This window comes from Streptomyces sp. NPDC004266 (assembly GCF_042874095.1).
Taxonomy (GTDB): Bacteria; Actinomycetota; Actinomycetes; order Streptomycetales; family Streptomycetaceae; genus Streptomyces.
In genome coordinates this window covers 21,489-45,732 of record NZ_JBIAMM010000022.1, presented here as the reverse complement: position 1 = coordinate 45,732, position 24,244 = coordinate 21,489, and the positions used below count along the sequence as shown (strand labels likewise).

The 24,244-nt window shown below is 74.0% G+C and carries 15 protein-coding genes; 5 read left to right on the top strand and 10 right to left on the bottom strand.

Annotated elements, in window-relative coordinates; genetic code table 11:
• Positions 1 to 82 precede the first annotated feature (82 nt).
• On the bottom strand, positions 83 to 955 hold the full coding sequence (locus ACFYUZ_RS35930) for a GntR family transcriptional regulator (RefSeq protein WP_389316432.1): 873 nt from the start codon (positions 953 to 955) through the stop codon (positions 83 to 85).
• 193 nt (positions 956 to 1,148) lie between these two features.
• Here ACFYUZ_RS35930 and ACFYUZ_RS35925 point away from each other — a divergent pair, with 193 nt between their 5' ends.
• A complete protein-coding gene (locus ACFYUZ_RS35925) occupies positions 1,149 to 2,051 on the top strand; it encodes a (2Fe-2S)-binding protein (RefSeq protein WP_389316431.1) in 903 nt (300 codons plus the stop codon).
• Positions 2,052 to 2,264: 213 nt separating this feature from the next.
• Positions 2,265 to 3,377: a DUF2637 domain-containing protein gene (locus ACFYUZ_RS35920; protein WP_389316429.1), complete on the top strand. Its 1,113-nt coding sequence runs from the start codon at positions 2,265 to 2,267 to the stop codon at positions 3,375 to 3,377.
• 35 nt (positions 3,378 to 3,412) lie between these two features.
• On the opposite strand, the gene ACFYUZ_RS35915 is transcribed toward ACFYUZ_RS35920, so the two are convergent.
• The 4 genes from ACFYUZ_RS35915 to ACFYUZ_RS35900 form a co-directional block, all read right to left on the bottom strand.
• Positions 3,413 to 3,817: an ATP-binding protein gene (locus tag ACFYUZ_RS35915; protein ID WP_389316428.1), complete on the bottom strand. Its 405-nt coding sequence runs from the start codon at positions 3,815 to 3,817 to the stop codon at positions 3,413 to 3,415.
• A 94-nt stretch (positions 3,818 to 3,911) separates the two neighbouring features.
• The gene (locus tag ACFYUZ_RS35910; protein ID WP_389316426.1) at positions 3,912 to 5,654 is read right to left on the bottom strand and encodes a pyruvate dehydrogenase; all 1,743 of its coding nucleotides are present in this window, start codon (positions 5,652 to 5,654) and stop codon (positions 3,912 to 3,914) included.
• A 27-nt stretch (positions 5,655 to 5,681) separates the two neighbouring features.
• On the bottom strand, positions 5,682 to 7,289 hold the full coding sequence (locus tag ACFYUZ_RS35905; RefSeq protein ID WP_389316424.1) for a protein phosphatase 2C domain-containing protein: 1,608 nt from the start codon (positions 7,287 to 7,289) through the stop codon (positions 5,682 to 5,684).
• A gap of 123 nt (positions 7,290 to 7,412) precedes the next feature.
• On the bottom strand, positions 7,413 to 11,180 hold the full coding sequence (locus ACFYUZ_RS35900) for a S8 family serine peptidase (RefSeq protein ID WP_389316422.1): 3,768 nt from the start codon (positions 11,178 to 11,180) through the stop codon (positions 7,413 to 7,415).
• A 233-nt stretch (positions 11,181 to 11,413) separates the two neighbouring features.
• Between ACFYUZ_RS35900 and ACFYUZ_RS35895 the strand changes: the two genes are divergently transcribed.
• From ACFYUZ_RS35895 to ACFYUZ_RS35885, 3 genes are all read left to right on the top strand, one after another.
• The gene (locus ACFYUZ_RS35895) at positions 11,414 to 12,397 is read left to right on the top strand and encodes a helix-turn-helix domain-containing protein (protein ID WP_389316420.1); all 984 of its coding nucleotides are present in this window, start codon (positions 11,414 to 11,416) and stop codon (positions 12,395 to 12,397) included.
• A 69-nt stretch (positions 12,398 to 12,466) separates the two neighbouring features.
• Positions 12,467 to 12,901 (top strand): hypothetical protein, encoded by a 435-nt coding sequence (locus tag ACFYUZ_RS35890; protein WP_389316418.1) that lies wholly within the window; start codon positions 12,467 to 12,469, stop codon positions 12,899 to 12,901.
• Positions 12,902 to 12,969: 68 nt separating this feature from the next.
• Positions 12,970 to 13,452, top strand: coding sequence for a DUF456 domain-containing protein (locus ACFYUZ_RS35885; protein ID WP_389316416.1), 483 nt, complete (start codon positions 12,970 to 12,972; stop codon positions 13,450 to 13,452).
• Positions 13,453 to 13,459: 7 nt separating this feature from the next.
• On the opposite strand, the gene ACFYUZ_RS35880 is transcribed toward ACFYUZ_RS35885, so the two are convergent.
• The 5 genes from ACFYUZ_RS35880 to ACFYUZ_RS35860 form a co-directional block, all read right to left on the bottom strand.
• Positions 13,460 to 14,818, bottom strand: coding sequence for a DNA-3-methyladenine glycosylase 2 family protein (locus ACFYUZ_RS35880; RefSeq protein ID WP_389316414.1), 1,359 nt, complete (start codon positions 14,816 to 14,818; stop codon positions 13,460 to 13,462).
• Between the two features lie 89 nt (positions 14,819 to 14,907).
• On the bottom strand, positions 14,908 to 16,023 hold the full coding sequence (rsgA, locus tag ACFYUZ_RS35875) for a ribosome small subunit-dependent GTPase A (protein ID WP_389316412.1): 1,116 nt from the start codon (positions 16,021 to 16,023) through the stop codon (positions 14,908 to 14,910).
• A gap of 345 nt (positions 16,024 to 16,368) precedes the next feature.
• Positions 16,369 to 18,312 carry a pentapeptide repeat-containing protein gene (locus ACFYUZ_RS35870; RefSeq protein WP_389316410.1) on the bottom strand — a complete coding sequence of 648 codons (1,944 nt, stop codon included), beginning with the start codon at positions 18,310 to 18,312 and terminating at the stop codon, positions 16,369 to 16,371.
• Between the two features lie 13 nt (positions 18,313 to 18,325).
• Positions 18,326 to 19,705: an esterase/lipase family protein gene (locus tag ACFYUZ_RS35865; protein WP_389316408.1), complete on the bottom strand. Its 1,380-nt coding sequence runs from the start codon at positions 19,703 to 19,705 to the stop codon at positions 18,326 to 18,328.
• Entirely contained in the window at positions 19,706 to 24,208 is a 4,503-nt protein-coding gene (locus ACFYUZ_RS35860; RefSeq protein WP_389316406.1) for a peptidase C14 caspase catalytic subunit p20, read from the bottom strand. It abuts the gene before it with no gap.
• Positions 24,209 to 24,244: the final 36 nt, after the last annotated feature.

Here is a 24,244-nt window from a genome sequence, read left to right as displayed (position 1 = left end):
CGCCGGCGCCCCGCCGGACCCACCAGCCCCTCCCGGGCCGCGCCCCGGGGCGGGGGCCCAAGCGGGACTTTCCGGACACGGCCTAGCGCTCCGAGCCGGTGAAGTGCTCCCGCACCAGGGTCTGGACGACGGTCAGGTCCTGGGCGATCAGGGCGTCGAGCAGGGCGGTGTGCTCGGCGGCGTCGGCGACCAGGTCGCCGTGACGGAGGGCGGGGGCGCTGACCAGGGGCCACTGCGAGCGGCGGTGGAGGTCGTCCGCGACGGCGAGCAGCTGCTCGTTGCCGGCCAGGGAGAGGACGGCACGGTGGAAGGCCCGGTCGGTCTCGGCGTAGTGGGCGCGGTCGCCCCGGGCGGCGGCGGTCGCGGTGGCCTCGGCGAGCGGCCGGAGCTCGGTCCAGCGGGCGGCCGGGACCGTACGGGCGAGCCGCAGCATGACGGGGACCTCGATGAGCGCGCGGACCTCGGCGAGTTCGGCGAGCTCGCGGGGGGTGCGCTCGGTGACGCGGAAGCCGCGGTTCGGCACGACCTCGACGGCCCCCTCCACGGCGAGGCGCTGCATGGCCTCGCGGACGGGGGTGGCGGAGACGCCGAAGCGCTCGGCGAGGACGGGGGCGGAGTACACCTCGCCGGGACGGAGTTCACCGCCGACGAGGGCGGTGCGGAGGGCTTCGAGGATCTGGCCGCGGACGGAGTGCCTGCGCACGGTGCGGGGGCCGAGGTCCGCCGGTTCGTCGTGGGGGTGCTCGCCGCGGGCGTGCTCGGGGCCTCGGCCCGGCTCCGTGCCGCGCGTCTGCCCCGGGACCCGTACGGACTCCGGGTGCGGCGGCTCCGGACGCGGGGACGCCGCGCGGGCGGACTCAGGCCCCGCCGGCTCCGGACGTACGGTCCCCGTGGCGTCGCCGAAGGGCGGGGACGGCCTCTCCGTCGCCCGCTCGCGCGCTGCGCCCTGCTCCACCCGGGTCCTCCTGCGGCCTCGTGCCGGGCCCGGCTCGCGTCGCCGGGGTCCTCTGTGCACCATAGGCGAACGGACCGACATCCGGGGCATACGGGCTGCCCCGCAGGTGGGAGGGGTTCTCCGATGGTGAGAGGCCACCTCAAATCGGGTAAGGTAAGGCTAACCTGCCAATGCTCGCGATTCGGTGGTCCGCATGACCGTCCCCGCCCTGTTGCCCGCTCCTCCCGCCTCGCCCGTCGCGGCCTCCTACGCCCGGCTCGCCGAGGTCTTTCCCGGCCTGCGGATGGAAGAGGCCGCCCTGGAAGAGCGGCTGCCGAGCGGCGCGGGCTGGGTCGGCGCGGACGAGCTCGCGGCCGGCGGCCCCCGCCTCGACGCCTTCCTCGCCTGGGACGACGCGCAGGTGCTGCGGGACCACGGCGCCCGGGCCCGCCCCGACGTCGTCGCGGGCTTCGGTCTGCACCGTTACGCCTGGCCCGCCTGCCTCCTCGTCACCCTCCCCTGGTTCCTGGACCGCAGGGTGCCCCGCCTGCCCGTCCGGAACGTGGCCTTCCAGCGCATGCTCGGCCGCATGGCGGTCCGGGTGGAGGAGTTCGCCTGCCTCCCGGGCGACCCCGCGGCCGCCCTCCCCGGAGCCCGGGTCGTCGCCGACGAGGAGGCCCTGCGCGCCGAGGTGCGCGCCTCCCTCGCCGAGCACTTCGAGGCCGTCCTGGACGGCTTCGGACCCCGGATGCGGCGCGGCCGCCGGGCCCTGTGGGGGATGGCCACGGACGAGATCGTCGAGGGCCTCTGGTACGTCGCGGCCCTCCTCGGCGAGGAGCGGCGGGCGATGACCGAGCTCGAACTCCTCCTGCCGGGCACCCCCAAGCCGTACGAGCCCTACGCGGGCGGGGCGCGCTTCCGCGAACTGGCCGGCACCGAGGGGCCGGACGGCGCTCCGCACGCCACCCGCGACCGGGCCGCGTGCTGCTTCTTCTACACGCTGCGCCCCGAGGACACCTGTCTCACCTGTCCGCGCACCTGCGACGCCGAGCGCGTCCGCCGGCTGACCGCGACCGCGACCGCGACCGCGACCGCGACCGCGACCGCGACCGCCTGAGGCTCCCGGGGCGCGGCCACGCTTACGCCACCCGTTCAAGTGACGTGAATCGAACTCAATTCCCTTTCTCTGTGCGGGCGTTCGACCAGATCGCACCTATTCGCATGCCCCGCGACCCCGATGGCGTGCTCTTGCCCCGAAACCCCTTGAGCACCCCACGGGGTCGGCCAGTATGGGCCGCCAAACGCCCTACTGCGATGCAAGGGACACCGCATGAGACTGACCGACATATCGCTGGACTGGCTGCTTCCGGGCGGCGTGATGGTGGCCGGAGTCCTCACGGCGGTGGCGGTGCTCGCGCGCGGGAAGCGCGCCGGTGACCAGGCCGCGGCCGAGGACTCCTGGGAACGCAGCGAGGAGCGCCGCAGACGCAAGGAGGCCGTCTACGGATTCGCCTCGTACGGGCTGCTCTTCCTCTGCGCGGCCGTCGCGGCGGCGCTCTCCTTCCACGGCCTCGTCGGCTTCGGCCGGCAGAACCTGAACCTCGCCGGGGGCTGGGAGTACCTCGTCCCCTTCGGCCTCGACGGCGCCGCCATGTTCTGCTCGGTGCTCGCGGTCCGCGAGGCCAGCCACGGCGACGCGGCCCTCGGCTCGCGCCTGCTCGTCTGGCTGTTCGCGGGCGCGGCGGCCTGGTTCAACTGGGTGCACGCACCGCGCGGCATGGGCCACGACGGTGCTCCGCACTTCTTCGCCGGCATGTCCCTCTCGGCGGCGGTCCTCTTCGACCGGGCGCTGAAGCAGACCCGCAGGGCCGCGCTGCGCGAGCAGGGCCTGGTGCCCCGCCCGCTGCCGCAGATCCGCATCGTGCGGTGGCTGAGGGCGCCCCGGGAGACCTTCGCGGCCTGGTCGCTGATGCTCCTGGAGGGCGTGCGGACGCTGGACGAGGCGGTCGACGAGGTGCGCGAGGACCGGAGGGAGAAGGAGCAGAACCGGCTCCGCCGGCGCGACCAGGTCAAGCTGGACCGGGCGAGGCTGAAGGCGATCAACCGTCAGCACCGTGCCTTCGGGCTCGGCCGCGGCGGTGGCCGCCAGGTCGAGATGGCGGCCCTCGGCACCTCGGCCGGTACGGGTGCCGGTCCGGGTGCGGGCGGCGGCTCGGGCTCCGCGACGGCGGCCGTGCAGGCCGCCGTCGCGGAGCCCGCCATAGCGGACCCCGGACAGCTGCCGCTTCGACCCCGGCCCTCCCTGCAAGCCGTGAGGGGCGATGAGCCCCGCCCCGGCGAGTCCCGGACGGTGGACCTCACCGCCGAGGACGACACCCAGGCGCTGCCCCGTCTCGACTCCCTGGAGCGCAAGCTCAAGGATCTGGAGCAGCAGTTCGGCTGAGGGGGGAACAGGAAGGAGAACGGCGGGGTCGCCCCTCAGGCGACCCCGCCGTTCAGTTCGAACCACACCACCTTGCCCACCCCGTTCTCCTCGACCCCCCAGGAGTCGGCGAGGGCCTGGACCAGGACGAGTCCCCGGCCGTGCGTACCGTCGTCGGCGGGCGGTGCGTGCGGCCGTTCGAGTCCGGGCACGAAGTCGCGGACCTCGACCCTCAGCTGCTCGGGGACGACCGTCGCGGTCACGACGGCCCCGTGCTCGGTGTGGACCAGGGCGTTGGTCACCAGTTCGCTGGTGAGCAGTTCGGCCACGTCGGAGGCGCCTGGTCCGCCCCATCTCCGCAGCAGTTCACGCAGGGCGTGCCGCACCTCCGGCACCGCGGTGAGATCGGCGCATCCCACCTTTCTGAGCAGTTGAGTCGGCTGTCGTGCCTCCCCGGCCATATCCCCCACCCACAGGTCGCGTCGAACAGGCTCACGGGGATGCATGCCCCACATCACCGTCCGCATTCATGAGGTGGGGCTTTCCGGACACCGCTCAGGGCCTGGGCACGTTGCGCAGGTTGGAGCGGGCCATCTGGAGCATCCGGCCCACGCCGCCGTCCAGGACGATCTTGCTGGCGGAGAGCGCGAAGCCGGTCACCATGTCGGCGCTGATCTTCGGCGGGATGGAGAGCGCGTTCGGATCGGTGACGACGTCCACCAGGGCCGGTCCCCTGTGCCTGAAGGCGTCCTTGAGGGCGCCCGCGAGGTGCTTGGGCTTCTCGACGCGGATGCCGTGGGCCCCGGCGGCGCGGGCGATGGCGGCGAAGTCCGGGTTCTTGTTCGTCGTCCCGTACGAGGGAAGCCCGGCGACCAGCATCTCCAGCTCCACCATGCCCAGCGAGGAGTTGTTGAAGAGGACCACCTTCACGGGCAGGTCGTACTGGACGAGGGTCAGGAAGTCGCCCATCAGCATCGAGAAGCCGCCATCGCCGGAGAGCGAGACGACCTGGCGGTTCCGGTCCGTGAACTGGGCGCCGATCGCCTGCGGCAGGGCGTTCGCCATGGAGCCGTGGCTGAACGAGCCGATGATCCTGCGCCGCCCGTTGGGCGAGAGGTAACGGGCCGCCCAGACGTTGCACATGCCCGTGTCCACGGTGAAGACGGCGTCGTCGTCGGCGAGGTCGTCGAGGACGGAGGCGACGTACTCGGGGTGGATCGGGACGTGCTTCTCGACCTTGCGGGTGTAGGCCTTGACCACGCCCTCCAGCGCGTCGGCGTGCTTCTTCAGCATCTTGTCGAGGAAGCGGCGGTCGGTCTTCGCGCGGACCCGGGGGATCACGCAGCGCAGCGTCTCGCGGACGTCCCCCCAGACGGCCAGGTCGAGCCGGGAGCGGCGGCCGAGGTGTTCGGGCCGCACGTCCACCTGCACGATCTTGACGTCGTCGGGCAGGAAGGCGTTGTACGGGAAGTCGGTGCCGAGCAGGATCAGCAGATCGCACTCGTGGGTGGCCTCGTAGGCGGCGCCGTACCCGAGCAGACCGCTCATGCCGACGTCGTACGGATTGTCGTACTGGATCCACTCCTTGCCCCGCAGGGCGTGGCCGACCGGCGCCTTGATCCGCTCGGCGAACTGCATCACCTCGGGGTGCGCCCCCGCCGTGCCGCTGCCGCAGAACAGCGTCACCCGGTCGGCGGAGTCGATCATCCGCACGAGCGCGTCGATCTCGGCGTCCCCGGGGCGGACGGTGGGCCGGGTGGTGACGAGCGCGGTCTCCGCCGTCTTCTCCGGGGCCGGCTGGGAGGCGATGTCGCCGGGCAGCGAGACGACGCTGACGCCGCCGCGGCCGACGGCGTGCTGGATCGCCGTGTGGAGCAGCCGGGGCATCTGCTTCGGGTTGGAGATGAGCTCGCTGTAGTGGCTGCACTCGCGGAACAGCTGGTCGGGGTGGGTCTCCTGGAAGTAGGAGAGCCCGATCTCGCTGGACGGGACGTGCGAGGCGAGGGCCAGGACCGGGGCCATGGAACGGTGGGCGTCGTACAGGCCGTTGATGAGGTGGAGGTTGCCGGGTCCGCAGGAGCCCGCGCAGGCGGCGAGAGCGCCGGTGACCTGGGCCTCGGCGCCCGCGGCGAAGGCCGCGGTCTCCTCGTGCCGCACCTGGATCCAGTCGATCGCGGAGGTACGGCGGATCGCGTCGACGACCGGGTTCAGGCTGTCGCCGACCACTCCGTAGAGACGCCGGACGCCCGCCCGGACGAGGATGTCGACGAACTGCTCCGCGATGTTCTGTTTGGCCATGGCTCCATCAACACACGGCCCGGCGGGTTACGCCTCCCAGACGGCCACCCCCGTACGGTCGTCGGCGTAACCGGTCACCCTCAGCTGGGTGTCGGCGAGGAAGGCGGCGAGGCCGGGCGGCTCGGCGTCCGCCCAGCGGGCGGCGAGCTCGCGGGCGAGGGCGGGTTCACCCCGCATCGGCTCGGCGAGTCCGGGCGAGGCGAGGAGCAGGGTGTCACCCGGACGGGCCACGGAGGCGCGGAAGCGGAACGGCTCGGCGGGCGGCGGCACGGGCTCCTCGACGAGCGGCGGCGCGGTGGTGATGCCGAGGTCCATGGTGAGCCTGTCCCCCTCCTCGGTCGCCTCCGGGACGGGCGGCGGCGAGCCGAAGCCGACGACGGGGGCGCCGGTGACGGCGGCCGGTTCGGGCAGGATCGGTTCGAGGTCCTGCCAGGAGCCCTCGCGGAGCCGGAAGAGACCGCCGCCGCCGATGCCGAAGAAGACACGGGTGCGGCACTCGGGGTCGGCGGGGACGAGGAGGCAGCGGAGGGTCGCGGTGTACTCGTCGGGGGCGAGGCCCCGCTCGGCGGCGCGGGCCCGCAGCTTGCCGTAGGTCCGGTCGGTGAGCCGGTGGAGACCGGACTTGAGGTCGCCGCGGCGGCCGGACCTGATGTCCTCGGAGAGCCGGGCGTGGCTGCGGCAGACGGCCTCGGCGATCCAGTGGCAGGCGTCGGCGGCGGCGAGGTGGGCGTCCTCGGCGGCACGGGAGCCGGCGGCGACGGCGACGAGGACGAGCGCGGTCTCGTCGTGGCCGAAGCGGGCGGTGAGCAGGGCGTCGCGGCGGGGCTCGCCCCGGAAGCGGGCGGAGTCGCCTCGTACGGAGGCGGCGCGCAGGGTGCAGGTGCCGTAGCGGGCGCCGTCGAGGACGGTGTCGGCGACCAGTTCGGCGAGCTCGCCGGGGCGGGCGACGGGCAGCGCGGTGGGCTCGGCCTCGTAGGTGGGCGGTCTGCTCCCGATGAACCCGCTCCGGGGGCGGGGCACGGAGACGGCCACGGGCACCTCGACGGTGAGGTCGGGGTCGGGGCCGGGGGCGGGCTCCTCGGACGACGGCACCTGGACGGTGGGCGTCTCGACGGGCGCGGCGACCGGTGGCGGGGGCGGAGGGGCCGGAAACGTCCGCGGCCCGACGCCTTCGGGCGCCTCCCAGGGCGCCGGACCGGGCACGGGGGGCACCTGCCGGGGCGCGGGGGGCGCGGGCGACACGCTCGGCACGGAGACCACGGGCGGCGCGGGGGGAGCAGGGGGCGCGGGGGGAGCCGGGGGCGTCGGGGCCGCGGGGGAGGCGTTCGGCGCGGGCGGCGCCGGGCGCGTCGACTGCTCCGGGGGCCCGCTCGGGCCGGCGGCCGGCGGGGGCGGCGAGGTGGGCACCGGGGGCCCGGGCGGTGCCGGGGGCGGGCCGGGCGGCACGGGTGCCGTGGGCCGGGCCGTCGGCGTGGCCGCCGGGTCCGGCTTCGGCGCCCGGTCCGTCCGGGTCGGCGTCGCGCGGGGTGTCGTGTCGAAGTGGTCGTCGAGCGTGTCACCCGAGACCGTCGGGGCCGTGTCCGGCGCCGACTCGTCGTAGAGCTTGTCCCACCAGTTGTCCCCCTGCTGAGTCATGCCCTTATTGTCCACCGCTCACGGCGTCGGAAAACGGGACACCGGGAAAACCGTCGCCGCAAATGGGTGGTCCGCCGGGCGACCCCACCCCCCACGGGAAGGACGCCCGGCGGACCGGCGTGATCAGCGCACGTCGTAAGCGCGGACCACGGTCTGGGTGACGGAGTTGCCGTTGGCGTCCGTCAGTTCGGCCTTCAGGGTGACCTGCTTGCCGGTCGCGCCCGCGTGGTTCACGGTCGCGGTCCAGCCGTCGCCCTGCTGGGAGACCCGCGCTTCGGTCCAGGTCGTACCGCCGTCATAGGAGTACGAGAGCTTCGCCGAGGTGAGCGCCGCGGGAGTGTAGCCCGCGTGACCGGTCGCGGTGAGGCCGATGTGCTGGCCGTCGGTCGCGGCGAGGGTCTTGAGTCCGTCCTCCGGAAGGTCGTACCGGGGGAAGAGAATCGGGATGCTCTGAGAATAGACGCTCTCATCGAGCTTGGAGGTGAATTTCCACACCGAATTGACCGACGTGGAGCGGGCCCACACCTTGCTGCCGATCTTCATGGTGTTCTGTTCGAGCGTGTACGTCCCGGCTTCGGCCGGTACTTCGAAGACGCCGAACGGCCAGCCGGTCTCGCCGAGGAGCTCCCCGTCGCGGCGGAGGCTCAGGTTGCCGATGTCGCCGAAGGAGCCGGGCTCGGCGTGGTGGGTGCCGTCGCCCCACATGGCGTCGGCGAAGCCGATGAGGTTGCCCTGCCGCTCGGAGACCAGGACCGGCTTTCCGGTGGTGTCGCGCGGGGCGGTGGGGGCGATGACGCCGTCGTACCACTTCTCGGTGCGCTTCTCGCCGGGCCGGTACGCGTGGCGGGCGCCGATCATGATCTCCCCGAACGGGAAGCTGCTGTTGACCATCTGCTGCCAGGCGGTGTCACCGGCGGAGTAGTACTCGGTGCGGGTGCCGGGCGCCGGGACGGTCTCCAGCGAGCCGAAGGAGACGCCGACGCCGTTCGGGCGGTAGGCGGCCGGGAAGTCAGTGAAGTCGGTGGTGACTCCGGACGAGCCGTAGGTCGAGTCCGTGCGGCCGAGCGTGGCGTCGTGGACCCGGTAGTCCTTGTCGTCCCGGATCGCGCGGGTCTCGGGGAAGGCCAGGTTGTAGAGGTACGGGGTCTTCGCGGTGGCGTTCCAGGCGAGGGTGGTCCCGCCCGCGGCCAGCTTGCCGAGGAGCGCGGTCGCCTCCGTGGACGGGACGGAGAGGACGGGCAGTCCGAGGCCGGTGAAGCCGCCGGTGGGGTACCAGCGCCCGGGGGCCGCGTGGTACGTGACGACGGCGACGGCGCCCGCGGTCCTGGCGTTCCGGGCGAGGGCGCCCGCGTTGGTGGAGTCGTCCGGGAGGCGGACGAGGGCGATGCGGCCCTGGACGCCGGCGGCCTTGAGCTCGTCCGGCGTGCCCGTTCCGGCGTCGACGAGGCCGGCGGAGCCGGTGCCGTCGAGGTTGTCGGAGCCGAGGGAGGCGGTCAGCGGGTGCAGGGCGAGGCCGTCGCCGGTGCGCAGCGAGGTGATCTGCGGTGCGGCGGCCCGCCAGTAGCTGCCGAACTCGAAGTCGCCCTCGTCCGCACCGCCTTCGACCGAGGCGTAGTAGCCGCGGAGGGTGCGCGGGCCGGTGGCGGTTCCCGCGTGCAGCCAGTAGTCGTCCCAGGAGCGGGCGAACGCGATGGTGGCGCCGCGGAGTTCGGAGGCCCGGTCGGTCCTCACCGACAGCTTGTGGGCCTTGCGGGCGTCGAGGACGACCGTGGTGTCCTTCTTCAGCTCGACCTGCGGGCGGCCGAGGTAGCTGAGCGAGTCGTTCAGCGTGGCGCCCTCGCCCGCGTCGGGCGTGGTGACGAAGGAGGAGAGGAAGTAGCTGCCGGGGCGCAGGCGGTAGACCTGGTCGGCGGCCCCGTCGTTGAAGCGGCGCTCGCCGGTGGCGTCGTCGGTGCCGATGACGTCGAGGGAGGAGGCGCCGGAGGCGGGCTCGCCCTGACGGTCGATCAGCTTGACGCGCAGGGTGACGGTCTCGGGCTCCACGTACAGCGAGAACGGGGTGGAGACGTGGACGCCGCCCTTGCCGGTGGCGACGACGCGGCCGGTGACGTCGCCGTACTGGGCGCGCTCCAGGCGGGCGTCGGGGTCGAGGTCGAGCGGGACCTCGACGGTGGCGCCGGCCGGGACGGTGACGGTGCGCCCGCCGAGGCGGGCGACGGCCGACCGGACGGCGGAGCCGTCGTTGCCGGTGACCTTCTCGACGGCGAGGTTCAGGGTGACCGGCGCGTCGGAGGTGTTGGTGTACGGCACGGAGACCGTGGTGCGGTCGCTCTTGTCCTGGGGCCAGTCGAAGGTGCCGCCCTGGACGGCGGGCGCGCCGAGGACCGTCTGGTCGATCGCGGCCTCGACGTCGAGGCGGCCGCCGCCGACCTCGCGGACGTCGCCGGGGACGCCGCTGTCGGCGGAGGCGACGAGCGCGGACTTGATCTCCTGGGCGGTCCAGTCGGGGTGGCGCTGCTTGACGATGGCGGCGGCGCCCGCGACGTGCGGGGTGGCCATCGACGTACCGGACATGGACCGGTAGGCGTACACGCCGCGGCCGCCGGCCGCGGCGGCCGAGATGCCGACGCCGGGCGCCGCCACCTCGGGCTTGAGGGTGTGGTTCACGATCGTCGGGCCGCGGCTGGAGAACCACGCGGTGGAGTCGTCGCGGTCGGTGGCGCCGACGGTGAGCACGCTGGGCGCGCAGCCGGGCGAGGAGACGGTGTTGTGCGTCGGGCCCGAGTTGCCGGCGGCGATGACGAACAGCGTGCCCTCGTTCTGGGCGAGTTCCTCGGCCGCGACGCTCATCGGGTCGGTGCAGTCGGTGGGCACGGGGCTGCCGAGGCTCATGGAGACGACGTCGGCGCCCTGCGCGACGGCCCATTCCATGCCCGCGATGATCCAGGAGGCGGCGCCGGAGCCGGAGTCGTCGAGGACCTTGCCGTTGAGGAGGTCCGCGCCGGGGGCGACGCCCTTCTTCTTTCCGCCGCTCGCTGCGCCGGAGCCGCCCACGGTGGAGAGGGTGTGGGTGCCGTGGCCCTGGTGGTCGTCGGTGCTCGCGGAGTCGGTGAAGTTCTCCGAGGCGACGATGCGGCCCTTGAGGTCGGGGTGCTCGGCGTCGGCGCCGGTGTCGAGGACGGCGACCTTGGTGCCCTTGCCGTCGTAGCCGGCGGCCCAGGCCTCGGGGGCGTGGATCTGCTTCGTCGACTGCTCCAGGGTGGCCTCGACCTTGCGGTCGAGCCAGAGCTTCTTCAGCCCGGAGGCGGAGCGGGCGGCCGGGGTGGCGATGTCGGCCCAGAAGGTGGCGGCCTGCTTCTTCTCCGCCGTGAGCGCGACGCCGTCGACGGCCTTGAGGACCTGGCCGCGCCGGGCGCCGCGGGGGGCGGCGGGGACGGAGCGGGCGAGGTCGGAGCCGTAGACGGCGATGAGGGGCAGCGTGGTGGTGGCGGCGTCGTCGTAGCCCTGGCGGATCAGGCCGGTGACGTTGAAGAGTTGCTCGTCGACGCGTCCGGCGGCGAGCGCGGCGGTGGCGCCCTCGGGGTAGACGTACAGGTCCTGGCCGGAGCGGCGGGTCTGGACCAGGGGGACGGTCCCGTCCTCCCGGGGCAGCGCCGTGGCCGCCGGGTCGCCTTCGGCGTCCCGGGTGACCAGGACGCGGTCACCGGTGACCAGGGTCACCGTGGCGGTCCTGGCTCCGTCGCCGGTGCGGGCCGAGGCCTCGCTGCCGACCAGCGGTCGCTTGCCGGTCGCGTCGTCCTTCGGCTCATCGGCCATGGACGGCGCGACCGCGGTGACGGCCAGGACGACGGCGGTCGCCGCCCCCAGGGCCGTACGCGGAATCGGGCGCATCGCTCTCCCCATCTGAATCCGGAAAATGGGCATAAGGTGCCCTTCGCCGGAGGCTGTTGGTGCTGCGGTGGCGCCACATTGGCAGAGGTGAGGGCGGTACAGGGATGATGGGAGAGGCGGGAATACGCCGTGGCCGTTTCCCGCCAGGTCACCAACGGAACGAATGCCTCCGGTGAGCGTCCCCGGAAGATCCGGGACCGACCGCCGGAGGTGCGGCGAGGGGTGGGGCATCCATGCTGGGAGCGATAGGACTCGACGAACGCCAGGAGTCCGCGTACCGCGCCCTGGTCGCGCTGGGCGCGGCCGAGGTCACCGATCTCGCGCACCGGCTCGCCCTGCCCGAGCAGGACACCGAGCGGGCGCTGCGCCGTCTGGAGTCGCAGGGGCTCGCCGCCCAGTCCTCGGCCCGCACCGGCCGGTGGGTCGCGGCGCCGCCCGGGGTCGCGCTCGGCGCGCTGCTGACCCAGCAGCGGCACGAGCTGGAGCAGGCCGAGCTGGCGGCCAAGCTGCTCGCCGAGGAGTACCGGGCGGAGGCCGCGGAGGCGGCCGTGCACGACCTGGTGGAGGTGGTGGTCGGCGCGAGCGCGGTGACCCACCGCTTCCTCCAGCTCCAGCTGGGCGCCCAGGAGGAGGTCTGCGCCCTGGTGACGGGCAAGCCGATCGCGGTCTCCGGTCTGGAGAACCACGCCGAGGAGCAGGCGGCCGGGCGCGGCGTCCGCTACCGGGTGGTGATCGAGCGCGAGGTGCTCACGCTCCCGTCGGGGCTGCTCGAACTCTCCGCGGCGCTGAGCCGCGAGGAGCGGATCCGGGTCGCCGACCGGGTCCCCACGAAGCTGGTCGTCGCCGACCGGTCCCTGGCCATGGTCCCGCTGACCGGCCGGGGCGCCGAGCCGGCGGCGATCGTCGTGCACGCGAGCGGGCTCCTCGAATCGCTGATGGGCCTCTTCGAGTCGGTGTGGCGCGAGGCGCTGCCGCTGCGGCTCGGGGCGGGCGCGCAGATCACCGAGGACGAGGCCCCGGGCCCGGACGCGATGGACCTGGAGATCCTGTCGCTGCTGCTCGCCGGGATGACGGACGCGAGCGTGGCCAAGCAGCTGGATCTGGGGCTGCGGACCGTGCAGCGGCGGGTGAAGGGGCTGATGGAGCTGACCGGGGTGACGACCCGGCTGCAGCTGGGCTGGCACGCGTACGAGAAGGGGTGGGTGGCCCGCGGCTGACCACGGGGCGTATGGGAAGGTGAGCGGCCTGTTCCGCTTGCACCCTCGATCCCCTGGAGCTCAGCCCCCATGAACGGACGACGCCGTCGCGCCCTGCTGGCCACCGTGGCCCCGATGCTGGAGCCCGGGGAGCGGATCGAGGTGACGTGCGTCGTCGGCCTGAGCACGGTCTCCGTCAGCCGGACCGCGGCCTTCGGCGTGGCGTCGGCCATCCTCAGCGGCGGCTCGATGGCCGCGATACCGGCGCCGGTCCCGATGTACCTGGCGATGACCGACCGCCGGCTCTTCGTCTTCCGGGCGGATCCGGTGTTCGCGAAGCCGGTCGCGCACACCATGACGATCCCCCGCGACGGCCTGGTCCGCTCTGCGGTCAGGGAGCGGATCCTGAACTCCTCCTTCGTCCTCTCCTCGCCGTACGGCGAGACCGCCCTGAAGATCGTCTTCCCGTTGATCAGCCGCAAGGAGCGGAACCTCGTGGCCGCCGCCCTGCCCCTGGCGGCCTGACCCCTGCCGCGTCCCCCGTCCGCCCCGCGCGACCTGCGAAAACCCCGGCCGTCGTGCACGCTGGCAGCGTGGGTGTGTGGCAGCTCCTGATGATCGCGACGGTGATGCTGCTCGGCCTGTTCGGGGTGCTCGCGCCCGGCGTGCCGGGGACGTGGCTGGTGTGGGCGGCGATGCTCTGGTGGGCGCTGCACGAGCGCACGGACCTGGCCTGGATCCTGCTGGCCTCCTCGACCGGCCTGCTGCTCCTCACCCAGGTGATCGTCTGGCAGCTGCCGCCGCGCCGCCTCAGGGGCGTCGGCATCACCCGGCGCATGGTGACGTACGCGGGGGTGGGCGCCGCCCTGGGCTTCGTCCTGATCCCGGTGGTCGGCGCGATCCCCGGCTTCGTCGGCGGGATCTACCTCTCGGAGCGGCTCCGCCTCGGCGGTCACGGCCAGGCCAGGGCGGCGACCCGGACGGTGATGCGGGCGGCCGGCACGAGCGTGCTCGTCGAGCTCTTCGCCTGCCTGCTGGTCGTGGGCGCCTGGGCGGGCGCGGTGATCTGGGGCTGAGGGAGGACTACGTCCGGGCGGGCTCCGGGCTCGCGCCCAGGTAGCGCGCCGCGTAGGAGCGCCAGGGGCGCCACTCCTCCGCCTCCGGGGCACCCGCCGGAGACACGTCGGGGTCGCCGAGGGCCCGCATCCGGATCAGCGCGGCGGCCTCGGCGGTCACGCCGGGGACGGCGAGCAGGGCGCGCTCGGCCTCGTCGCGGTCGGCGCCGGGGTCGAGGCGTACGGCTCCGTCGGCGAGGGCGCGGGCCAGCGGCCCCGCGACGGGGTGCTCCGTCAGGACGGCGGGCTCGGGGAAGACATGGGTGAGGGTCCCGCAGGGGGTGGCCAGCGGGGTGCCGTGGAGCTCGACGAGCCGGGCCGACTCCTCGGCGCCGAGGACCGTCCGCAGCGCGAACTCCTCGGGCTCGGCCGTGCCCGGGGAGCGCACGCCCGGCCGGGCCGCCACCTCGGCGGCGAGCGCCGGGGCCGCCCCGAGGCGCTCGGCGACCGCGTAGGGGTCGGCGTCCAGGTCGAAGAGCCGGCGCAGCCGGTGCACGGCGGTGGTCAGGTCGCGCAGCTCGGTGAGGTGGATCCGGGCCTCCAGCCAGCGTCCGCCGGAGCGCTCGTCGACGGAGACGACGCCGGTGCCGTACGGGAGGCGGAGCGTACGCCGGTAGGTGCGGGCGCCGGGAGCGCCGACGACCTCCTCCACCCGGGGCACGGCCTCGGCGGCGAGCAGGTCGAAGACCTCGCCGGCCGCGTACGGCCCCCGGTGGGCGAGCCGCAGCGGCACCCCGGCGGCGAGCGCGGTGCGGGCTCCCGCGCCGCTGCCCGCCTCGGCGCGCAGGGCGGTGGGGGTGCGGGCGTAGACGGCGCGGATCGTCTCGTTGAACTGGCGGACGCTGGCGAACCCGGCCGCGAAGGCGATCTCGGTGACGGGCAGCCCCGTGGTCTGGAGCAGCAGCCGCGCGGTGTGCGCCCGCTGGGCGCGGGCCAGCGCGACCGGTCCCGCGCCCAGCTCGGCGGTGAGCTGGCGCTGCACCTGCCGGGTGCTGTAGCCCAGCCGGCCGGCGAGGCCGGGCACGCCCTCGCGGTCGACGACGCCGTCGCCGATCATCCGCATGGCGCGTCCGACGACGTCGGCCCGGACGTTCCACTCGGCGGAGCCGGGCACGGCGTCCGGACGGCAGCGGCGGCAGGCGCGGAAGCCGTGGCCCTGGGCGGCGGCGGCCGTGGGGTAGAAGGAGACGTTCTGCCGCTTGGGGGTGATGGCGGGGCAGCTGGGACGGCAGTAGATGCCGGTGGTCCGGACGGCGAAGAAGAACTCTCCGTCGAACCGCGCGTCCCTGCTGCTGACCGCCTCGTAGCGGGTGTCGTCGTCCCTCATGGCTCCCAGTGTGCGGGAGCCGCCACCACCCGGCTCGCGGTTTTCGGACACCGCGCTACGGGTGGGGCGGGAGGCCCGTCGGCACGCCGCTACCCCAGCCGGCCCTGGCGCTTGAACTCCATCTGGGCCTTGCCGCCCGCGCCCATGCGCTTCCACTCCTTGAGCATCTCGGAGCGCACCCGGGCGTCGGTCTTGGCCACGAGCCGCCGGTTCTCGCGGATCAGCTTGCGGTAGCTCTCCAGGCGGCGCACGGGCAGCGAGCCGTCCTCGATCGCCGCCGTCACCGCACAGCCCGGCTCGGACTCGTGGGCGCAGTCGTGGAAGCGGCAGTCCCCGGCCAGCTCCTCGATCTCGGAGAAGACCTGGCCGACTCCCGCCTCGGCGTCCCAGAGGCCGACGCCGCGCAGTCCGGGGGTGTCGATGAGGACTCCCCCGCCGGGCAGGACGAAGAGGTTGCGGGTGGTCGTGGTGTGGCGGCCCTTGCCGTCGACGTCACGGGCGGCCCGGACGTCCATCACGTCCTCGCCGACCAGCGCGTTGGCGAGGGTCGACTTGCCGGCGCCGGAGACGCCGAGCAGCACGGTCGTGCCGCCCGCGATCGTCGCGGTGAGCACGTCGAGCCCCTCCCCGGTGGCGGAGCTGAGCGGCAGCACCTGCACGCCGGGCGCGACCGTCTCCACGTCCTCGACGAGGTAGGAGAGCCCGACCGGGTCGGGCACGAGGTCGGCCTTGCTGAGGACGACGGTCGGCTGGGCGCCGGACTCCCAGGCCAGGGCGAGGAAGCGTTCGATCCGGCCGAGGTCGAGCTCGACGGCGAGCGAGACCGTGATGACGGCGTGGTCGACGTTGGCGGCGAGGATCTGGCCCTCGGACCGCTTGGAGGAGGTGGAGCGCGCGAAGGCCGTACGCCGCGGCAGGCACGCGCGCACGTACCGGGGATCGCTGACGCCCTCCGGGTCGACGGCGGCCCAGTCGCCGGTGCAGACGACCCGCAGCGGGTCGTGCGGGGTCACGAACGCCGTGTCGGCGCGGACGACCCCCTCGGCGGTGGCGACGTCGCACTGGCCGCGGTCGACACGGACGACCCGCCCCGGGACGAGCCCCCGGGCGGCGTAGGGCGCGAAGTCGGCGGCCCAGCCGGAGTCCCAGCCGTGGGCGTCGAGGAGGGAGGAGGAAGAGGAGAGGGAGGAAAGCGGGAAAGACAAGGGGGACCCTTCGAAGGGTGGCCCCGGCGGCGCGCTCCGAGCGCGCGGAAGTCGAGTGGGTGTCAGCCGGAGACCACAGGGGTGGGAACGATGAACTCCTGAATGCGGGCAGATCCCGTCACCGTGACAGTCATCAATGTCCTCACCCCCTGCTTCTTCTCGACGAACTGGTCCGCTCCCTCGGGGACGGACGAGCAGCACCATAACCTCACCCGAGGCCACGGCACCACCGATTTATCGGGAGGGACGAACCTTCCACCGCGGACAGGGCCGGTCGGGCACCGATCCTCGGCGATGGTCGCGCACCCGTCCGGCGCGACGGCGTGCCCGGCGAGGCGGGGCACGTCATCGCTTCACGCGGCTGCGCACGGCGAGGACGGCGAGCCCGAGCAGGGCCGGCTCGACGAGGCGGGCGGTCATCTCGACGTACGTCCCGATGGTGGTCAGGTCCTGTCCGGAGGCCCGGAAGATCACCGAATTGGCCACCACCCTCACGGACTTCTCGAACCGCGCGGTCGACAGACGCTTGGCGTACGGCCCTTCCGGGTTGACGGGTTCCGGCTTCTTGGTCGTCAGAGTCACCCGGCGGCCGTCGACGGTCCCCGCGCTGACCGGCTCCGGGTCGGCTCGCGGCAGCCCCCACAGCATCATCGCGAGCACGGTGGCCGTCATCGCCAGGATCAGCCAGGTCAGGGCACGCCCGGCGCGCAGGCCGTATCCGGAGAGCGCCCAGTACAGCCGCAGCAGCGTCCGCTCACCGCGGGACGCCGCGGTGTCGTGGCGGCGCATCTCCATCTCGCCGTAGTAGAAGTCGGCCGCGCCCGGCTCGTTCCGGCCGTCCTCGAGCGCCTTGCGAAGCTGCCGGTAGACCGGCGCGAGCACGGCGGGTTCAGGCGTCTCGACGCCCGGTGGCGCGGACGTCCAGCCGTCGCCGTAGCGGGTCGCCCGCCAGTGGTGTTCCTCGGCGAGGGTCCGGCGGCGTGTCCAGCGCAGCCCGACAGGCGGTGACGACAGGAGGCAGCGGCCTTCGAGCCGCAACTGGTCCAGGTGCACCGCCTCCACGAAGAGACAGCCGGTCAGGTCGACGTCGGCCAGCACCAGATGCGCGGCGTCCACGCCCTTGACCGAGGTGACGCGCACCCGGCTGTCGACGAGTCCTGGTTCGGCGATCACCTCGCCCTCCGGCGAGACGAACGGGCGGGGCCGGCCGACGACGCTCATCGGGAACTCCAGCACGGCGTCGCTCAGGTCCACTCCGGCGTACCGCAGCCGCAGCGCGGCGGTGGACGCCCACCGCGTCCGCCGGCAACGCACCTCCCGCGCGGCGGCCTCCAGCGTCACCGCGGCCTCGAACACGGCGTCGGAGAAGTCCACCCTCCCCGGGCAGACCAGCGGGCCGATCCGGGCGGTGCGCCGGAACACCGCCCGCCGAAAACCCACGCCGGCCTCCAGCCGGGCCCCGGAGAACGACAGGTCACCGCCGATCGCGGCCCCGTCGAACGTGGCCTCCGCCGCGAAGCGAGCCTCCGCGAACAGCACGTCCCCGCCGATGTCCGCCCCGCCGAAGCCGGCTGCGCCCCGGTGAAAACGCGCACCGTCGAAACAGGCCCGGCCCGCGATCCGGACCCTCTGGAAGTCGGCACCTTCCTCGAAGACCGCGCCGTCGAAGGCGGCCTCCCCGTCGACGACCGCCCCCTCGAAGGAGGCGACGCCGCATGTCCGGACACCCGAGAAGTAGGCGTCCCCGCAGGTCATGCCCTTGAACATCGCACCGCGGCCGACCTCGCGGACATGGAACCGCAGCGTGCCCTTGATCCGCGTCTCGTAGAACCAGGCATCACCGTCCACGTCGGTGTCATCGAGCCACACGTCTCCCGCGACCTGCGCCGCGCCGAGGCGGAAATCGCCCCCGACGTGCACGTCGTGGACGTACACGCCCCCGCCGAACACGGCCGACGAGAAGGAGCAGAAGCCGCCGAAGTCGATCCCCTGGAGCTCCGCGTCTCCGGTGAACCGCACCTCGTCGAACGACGCCCCTCCCACCCGCGCCCGCCCGCTCCCCGGATCCCTGAGCGGGGCGAGGAGCTCGTCGAGCAGGCTCTGGGTGAAGGGCGTGCCCCGGTGGTCGAGGTCGGCTCCGGGGGTCAACGTGGCCAGGTAGGCCGCCCGTTCGGCACTGTCCAGATGCGCCAGACAGGCCGTGTACGACCCCGCTCTGTGCCCCCGGCAGCGTTCCCCGGCGTCGAGGTGCCCGCACTGCTGCCAGGCCGGGGCGTCGGTTCCGGTCATCCCAGCTCCCGTCTCATGCCACCACGACCGTCACGTCCTTCCGGTCACGCCCCTTCGGCCGGTCGACCAGCGCCTCGACCACCCAGCGTCCGGGAGGGACTTCCAGTTCCGCCCGATAGCGGTCGGGCTCGTACTGCCGGAAGACGACGGGGTGCCTGTCGGTACGGCCCGAACGCCACATGAACGTCCGCAGATTGCGCCGCGGCAGGTCGTGCCCCAGCAGCTCGATCACGAACGGACGGCCGGCGACGACCAGGTCCCGGGGGAAGTGCAGGACGATGCCCTCCTCACCGGCGAGCGTGCCGCCGGGCGGACGTCCCGCGCGGATCGCGAGCATCGCGTCCCGGAGCGCGGGGCCGCTCGCCAGGTCCGCGTTCCGGAAGCCGGTCCACAGCATGGGGTCCGTACCGGTCCAGTCCGCGACGGCCGACCGGCGCGGCACCGTCCCGTCACCGGGCCCCGGCGGGCCATCGGTGATCCGTGACCCGTCGGAGGAGAGCACGAGCGCCTCGGGGGTCGGGAAGTCGACGCTGCCGAGGCAGTGCACGGCGTACGGGAGGGGGCCGGCCCTCCGGTGCCCGTCGCGGGCCGAGCGGAACTCCTCCCGAAAGGCCAGCGCCTCGCGGACGGCGTCGCCCGGCAGTCCGGGAACCGGATGGCGGCTGTCGGTGATCTGCCGCTCGCGGCTCTTCCCCTCGACCCGCACCGCGGGGTAGGCCGGCAGCATCTCGACGACCGCCGGCAGGTTGAGCGCCCAGTCCCGCAGCGCCTCGTTCAGCCGGGCGGCCACGTCCGCGCCGGGGCCCGCGCCGCCGGGGACCGCATGACCGGCCAGCAGCCGAGCGGCTTGGGCCAGCCCCTGTTGCGGGGTGCCGAGGGTGACCAGGGTCCGGGCGGTCTCCCGGCCGTCCTCGCACTCCAGATAATGTCGCCCGATCAGACCGCCCGTCGCGTGGCAGACCAGAATGACGCGCGGATCGTCGGTCCGGTCCGGGTAGTGCGCGTCGACCTCCGCGTGCCACCGGTCCAGCTCGCGCGCAACCCGCGCCTTCAGCTGCCGGGCCACCAGCCGGTGGGACAGCCTCCAGTCGTACCCGAACGGCACGAACTGCGCGTCGAGCGGGTCGCCGAGGGCGGCACGGAGGTCGGGATAGCCCATGCAGGACAGCAGCCCGGGCACGGAGTCCGGGACCTGGAGCAGCGCGTCGGCGTCCAGCCGGAAGGGACCTTCGGGCAGCGCGTCCCCCAGCCCCGGCGGAAGGGCCGCCTCGGTGAGCGCCGCAGCCGCCGGACCCATCAGCCGCTCGCTGCATCGTGCCCAGACGTCCCGGCCGTCCCGGCACAGCCTGGTGCCCAGGAACCCCGGGACGAAGACGACCAGATCGTGTTCCATTCACCCTCCCCGTGTCCCGGCGCCGAAGAACGTGTGCGGCAGCCGGATCAGATCGCAACGGTCCTCCCCCTGCAGCGCCATCACCAGACCCTCCGGGTCCATCGCGGTGCGGACGGCGTGCACGTCGTACCCCCGCGTGGGAATCCCAGGTCCGTCCGTCCACTCCCGGGACCAGACGTCCCAGGCGCGTGACACCGTCCCCGGCATGCAGAGCAACAGCACGGGCCGCTCCACCGGACCGGCGAACACCAGGGACGTCACGTCGGGGAAGTCCCCCGGCAGCCGCTCCGGGAGGTGGAGGCTCTCGTCGCCCGAGCAGTCCTTGACGTACACGCTGCCGTGGACCGCCCAGGCCAGCAGGGGCATCGAGGCGTCGTCCTCGTCGTCGTACAGCTCCCCGAGGGCGAGGCAGGAGGGGTCGGCCGTGAGGAGGACGCGCTGCTCGACGCCGTGCTCGCCCTCGGTCCAGACCCGCAGTTGGTCACTCAGGTCACCGGCCATCCAGTACGACCCGTCCCGCAGGACCCGCGTGTCGATCCCGCAGAACCCGCGGTCGGTCCGGATCTCGCGCACGGCGACCCCGGCGGACGAGAGATCGGCGGGGACTTCGCGGCGTACCAGCCGCCGGCCGTCCGCCACGCTCAGCCGCAGCGTGAGGGCGGCCGCGTCGCCGACCAGGCTCAGCGCGCGGGCCGGCTGGCCGGCATCCCCGCCGAGCCGGATGTCCCGGTGGGTGACGACCGACAGGCTGTCGTCGAGCCGCCACAGCCGTACGGTCCGGCCGGCCGCGGCGGCCACCGTCCAGCCGTCCGCCGCCCGGACCGCGGCCACCGCCGTCACCGTGTACCCGTCGTGGGCGAGCTCCGCAGCCGGGAGGTCGGCCGGATCCCCCTGCTCCGGCCGGGAGACCCGGATCCGGTCGTGCCAGGCCCGGCACAGCAGGGGCGGACCGTCCGGTGCGCCGGCCAGGGCGAGGACCGGGCGCTCGTTGCTCGGCCGCCGCTGGATCCCGTAGCCGGCCTCCAGCGCGGGGACCACGTCCACCACCCGGATGTAAGGGCCGTCGGCGACCGCGAGCAGTCCCCGACCGTCCGGTTCGAACGCGATGGCGCCCTCCCGGGGGGCGTTCAGGACGAGCGTGGCCTCGCGTCCGGGCCGCGCGACGGACCAGATCCGGACGGCCACCTCCTCGTATCCGGCGAGCAGTGGTTCGTCGCCGTACCGTCCGAAGGCCAGGCCGCGCGCGTTCGAAGGGTGCTCCGCCACCTTTTCCAGGACCGGCCGCCCGGACACGATCTCGCACCGCCAGACGTACACGGCGGTCCCGTCGGCCACGGCGAGGAGGACCTCCCGGGGCGAGACCGTGAACGCCGCGGCGTCCAGTGCGGGTGCCGCCAGGGTCACGCCGGGATCGGTCCGGCAGACGCGCAGACCGCCGTCACCGTGGCGGGTGTGGCCCACTTCGAACAGCTCCACCCGCTCGGTGCCCGCTGCCAGGACGAACATCCGCGTGCCCGCGGTGAAAGCCGCGAGCTGCCGCACGTCCGCCGTGCGGACCTCCCTCAGCCGCGTGTCCAGGTGCGTGCCGCTCTCCCAGGACCACACCCACACCCGGTCCCCGTCGGCCGCCAGGGCCACGCACCTGCCCTCCAGCTCGGCCGCCGACAGGGCCCGCACGCTGCCGCCCCACCGGTACTCCTGATCGGGCGTCCGGGCACCCGCGCGCCAGAAGTACACGGCCTGATCGTCCCGGGCGATGGTGACCCAGCGGGCTCCCGCGCCCACCTCACGCACTTCGCCGAACGGACGTCCGCGCTCCCCGCCGGTCCGGGGCAGCCGGCGGGTCAGCAGCCGGGCGCCCGACTCCGGGTGCAGGACCTGGATCTCCCCCAGTCCGCCCGCGGTCAGGGTGTCCGCCCGGGTCGGCCCCGCCGCCCCGGTCCCGGCGCGCCAGCTCAGCGCCCGCGCGCCGCCCGGAGGCGCCGCGCGCCGCCACTCCGGGGGGTCCGGCGGGACATCGGTCCAGTACTCCTGCCAGGGCAGGAAGCCGTCGGTGTGCCGCAGCGTCCGGTACGTCGCGTCGCGGTGGCTGACGAAGGCGGTGGCGCTGAGCAAGGCCTTGCGCTCCAGCAGAGCCGACGCCGACAGCGGGCCGGCCGCACGGGGGAACAGGCTCGCGACCCTGCCGTACAACGCGGCGCCGTCGCAGTCCCGGGCCAGGCCCGCCGCGAGCGGCAGCATGACGTCGGGGTTCGTGCGCAGCAGGTAGCCCACGTCCTCGAAGAGCTCCCGCAGGGCGTCCGGCCCCACCTGGGCCGCGTGGGCGCCCGCGTATTCGAGGGTGTACTCGTCGGCGCCCCTCCAGTCGCCGCCGGCGCGGGCGCGCAGCGCGTCGAGCACCCTGCGGTGTGCCTCCCGGGCGGTCAGTCCGGCGTCGGAGAGGAAGAACTCGCCGTAACTCGGATGGGCCAGCTGATGGCGCGTCCGACCGGCCGCCTGCCGCACGCCGTCCTTCTGGGTGGCGACGATGCCGCCGTCGGCGTTCCGGCACACCTGCCGCAGGTCCTCCGGCGTGAGCTCCGGTGAACCGGCCTCGCGCAGCGCGTTGGCGAGCGTCAGCCAGGTCGCGTCCGGGGGCAGTCCGGGGCCCTGGATCACCGCCAGCGCCCGCAGCACCTCGTGGGCCCGCTGCGCGCCGGGCTGCTCGCTCAGGTGGCGCGTCTCCTCCGCCAGGCGGGTGCGCAGACCCGTGCCGCCGTCACGCAGCCACGCCGACAGCTCGGCCTCGGCGGCGACCGTGGTCCGCCGGGCGAGCCCGGTCGCGACCAGCCGGGCCACCAGGAACGAGCCCTGGCTCCGCGCCGCGACGGTCTCTGCCGTCCAGTCGCGGTCCTCCCGCCGCGCGTCACCTCGGTACGGGGAACGCTCGGTGTCCAGTACGGACAGCACCATGCCCGTGATGCCGGCGCGCGCCTCCTCGTCGTCCCCGAGGACTATGGGGTCGACACTGAGTTCCAGGGTGTCCAGGAGCGACTCCTCCTCCGCGGGCGCGGTGGTGCGCCGACGGGGCTGCGTCCGGGTGGCGACGATCACCCGGACACCGGGCGTGTTCGCCAGGGGGCCCAGGACGTGCCGGGCGATCGCGTGCGCCTGGTCCGGGAGGGCCTCGTCGAGCGCGTCGAACAGCAGGTTCAACGACCCCGCCCGGCCGACCAGCCCCTCGAACGCGTCCGTGAACTTCTCCGACGCCACCGGCTCCTCCGGCAGCGACGGCGCCCCGTCGATGTCCGCCAGCACCTCCCGCAGATGCGCGGCCAGCGAATGGGCGGACTGCCCCCGGCAGCTCAGCGCCGCGTGAATGGTCCCGGCACGGGGCAGCGTCGCGGGGTCGAGGCCCGGGCCGAGGGTCTCCCGCCAGCTCGGAAGGGAGGTGAGGGCCAGCCGGCCGAGCAACGCGGTCTTCCCCGTGCCCGCCAGGCCCGTCACCGCGAGCAGGCCCTTCGGGTGGGTGTCCATCCAGCGCACGATCCGGCTCAGCGCGTCCCTCCGGCCCGCGAAGTGCCGGCTGAGGTGGCTGTTCTCCTCGAGACCGAACTGCTCGGCCTCGATCCAGGGTTTCCGCCGCGTCAGCACCGCCGGGGTGTACACCGGCCGGTCGGACTGACGGTAATGGGGGTTGTCGAGGAAGTTGTTGGGGAGCGCCCGGACCTCCCGGCAGTCCGGCCGCTGCGCGGGTTCGTCCAGGCCGTCGTCCGCGGCCCGCGCGTCCACGGCACCGCAGAGATACGGCAGCGGCAGGTACAGCGCGGACGGCTCGAACGGGCGGGCCTGGTCGTCCGCCACGAAGTCCGGCTTCGCCAGCGCCTCCTCCAGCCATGTCACCCAGCGGCCCGCCGGCACCTGCGCGTCCGCTCCCGAGGTGCCGATGACGGCGAAGCCCTTCCGTCGGCTCCCCCGTGCCCGGGTCACCGCGGAGTCCCGCTCCAGCTCCACGGCGTGCCGCACCGCCTCGCTCAGGGAGTTGTAGCTCTGCGAGGAGCAGGCGTCGATGATCAGCAGGGTGTCCGTCTCGTACTCCGGCCGCAGCAGGAACCCCACCAGTTCGAGCAGGGGGACGGCCCGCGCGGGGTCGAACTCGCCCGACTGCCACGAGTCGGCGCAGGCGAGGAAGTAGCCCTCGTCGCCGCGCTGGACCCCGTGCCCCGTCCAGTAGAGGGTCTTCCGCCGGGCGCCGGCGGTCAGGAACTCCTCCAGTCCGGCCCACAGCTGTTGCCGGGTCGCTCCGCCCCGGTCGATCCGGAGGGTCTCCCCGAACCCCAGCCCCTCCCGCATCGTCTCCGTGAAGCGGTCACGGACCTCGGCCAGCTGTGGGCGGCACAGCCTCCGCCGCTCCTCCGCGTCCGGATGGAGGTACTCCGGTACGGCGATCGTGCCCACCAGGGAAGAGGACCGTCGCTCGGCCTTCAGCAACGCCAACCGGTGGTCCGTGTTGTTCCGTAGCATGAGATCGACAGCACCCCCCAGTGTCCATCACACCTT

Coding starts and splice junctions, on each gene's coding strand:
- ACFYUZ_RS35870 (WP_389316410.1), bottom strand. CDS start 18,312: ATGACCGGAACCGACGCCCCGGCCTGGCAGCAGTGCGGGCACCTCGAC.
- ACFYUZ_RS35910 (WP_389316426.1), bottom strand. CDS start 5,654: ATGGCCAAACAGAACATCGCGGAGCAGTTCGTCGACATCCTCGTCCGG.
- ACFYUZ_RS35890 (WP_389316418.1), top strand. CDS start 12,467: ATGAACGGACGACGCCGTCGCGCCCTGCTGGCCACCGTGGCCCCGATG.
- ACFYUZ_RS35880 (WP_389316414.1), bottom strand. CDS start 14,818: ATGAGGGACGACGACACCCGCTACGAGGCGGTCAGCAGCAGGGACGCG.
- ACFYUZ_RS35900 (WP_389316422.1), bottom strand. CDS start 11,180: ATGCGCCCGATTCCGCGTACGGCCCTGGGGGCGGCGACCGCCGTCGTC.
- ACFYUZ_RS35920 (WP_389316429.1), top strand. CDS start 2,265: ATGAGACTGACCGACATATCGCTGGACTGGCTGCTTCCGGGCGGCGTG.
- ACFYUZ_RS35925 (WP_389316431.1), top strand. CDS start 1,149: ATGACCGTCCCCGCCCTGTTGCCCGCTCCTCCCGCCTCGCCCGTCGCG.
- ACFYUZ_RS35895 (WP_389316420.1), top strand. CDS start 11,414: ATGCTGGGAGCGATAGGACTCGACGAACGCCAGGAGTCCGCGTACCGC.
- ACFYUZ_RS35905 (WP_389316424.1), bottom strand. CDS start 7,289: ATGACTCAGCAGGGGGACAACTGGTGGGACAAGCTCTACGACGAGTCG.
- ACFYUZ_RS35865 (WP_389316408.1), bottom strand. CDS start 19,705: ATGGAACACGATCTGGTCGTCTTCGTCCCGGGGTTCCTGGGCACCAGG.
- ACFYUZ_RS35915 (WP_389316428.1), bottom strand. CDS start 3,817: ATGGCCGGGGAGGCACGACAGCCGACTCAACTGCTCAGAAAGGTGGGA.
- ACFYUZ_RS35860 (WP_389316406.1), bottom strand. CDS start 24,208: ATGCTACGGAACAACACGGACCACCGGTTGGCGTTGCTGAAGGCCGAG.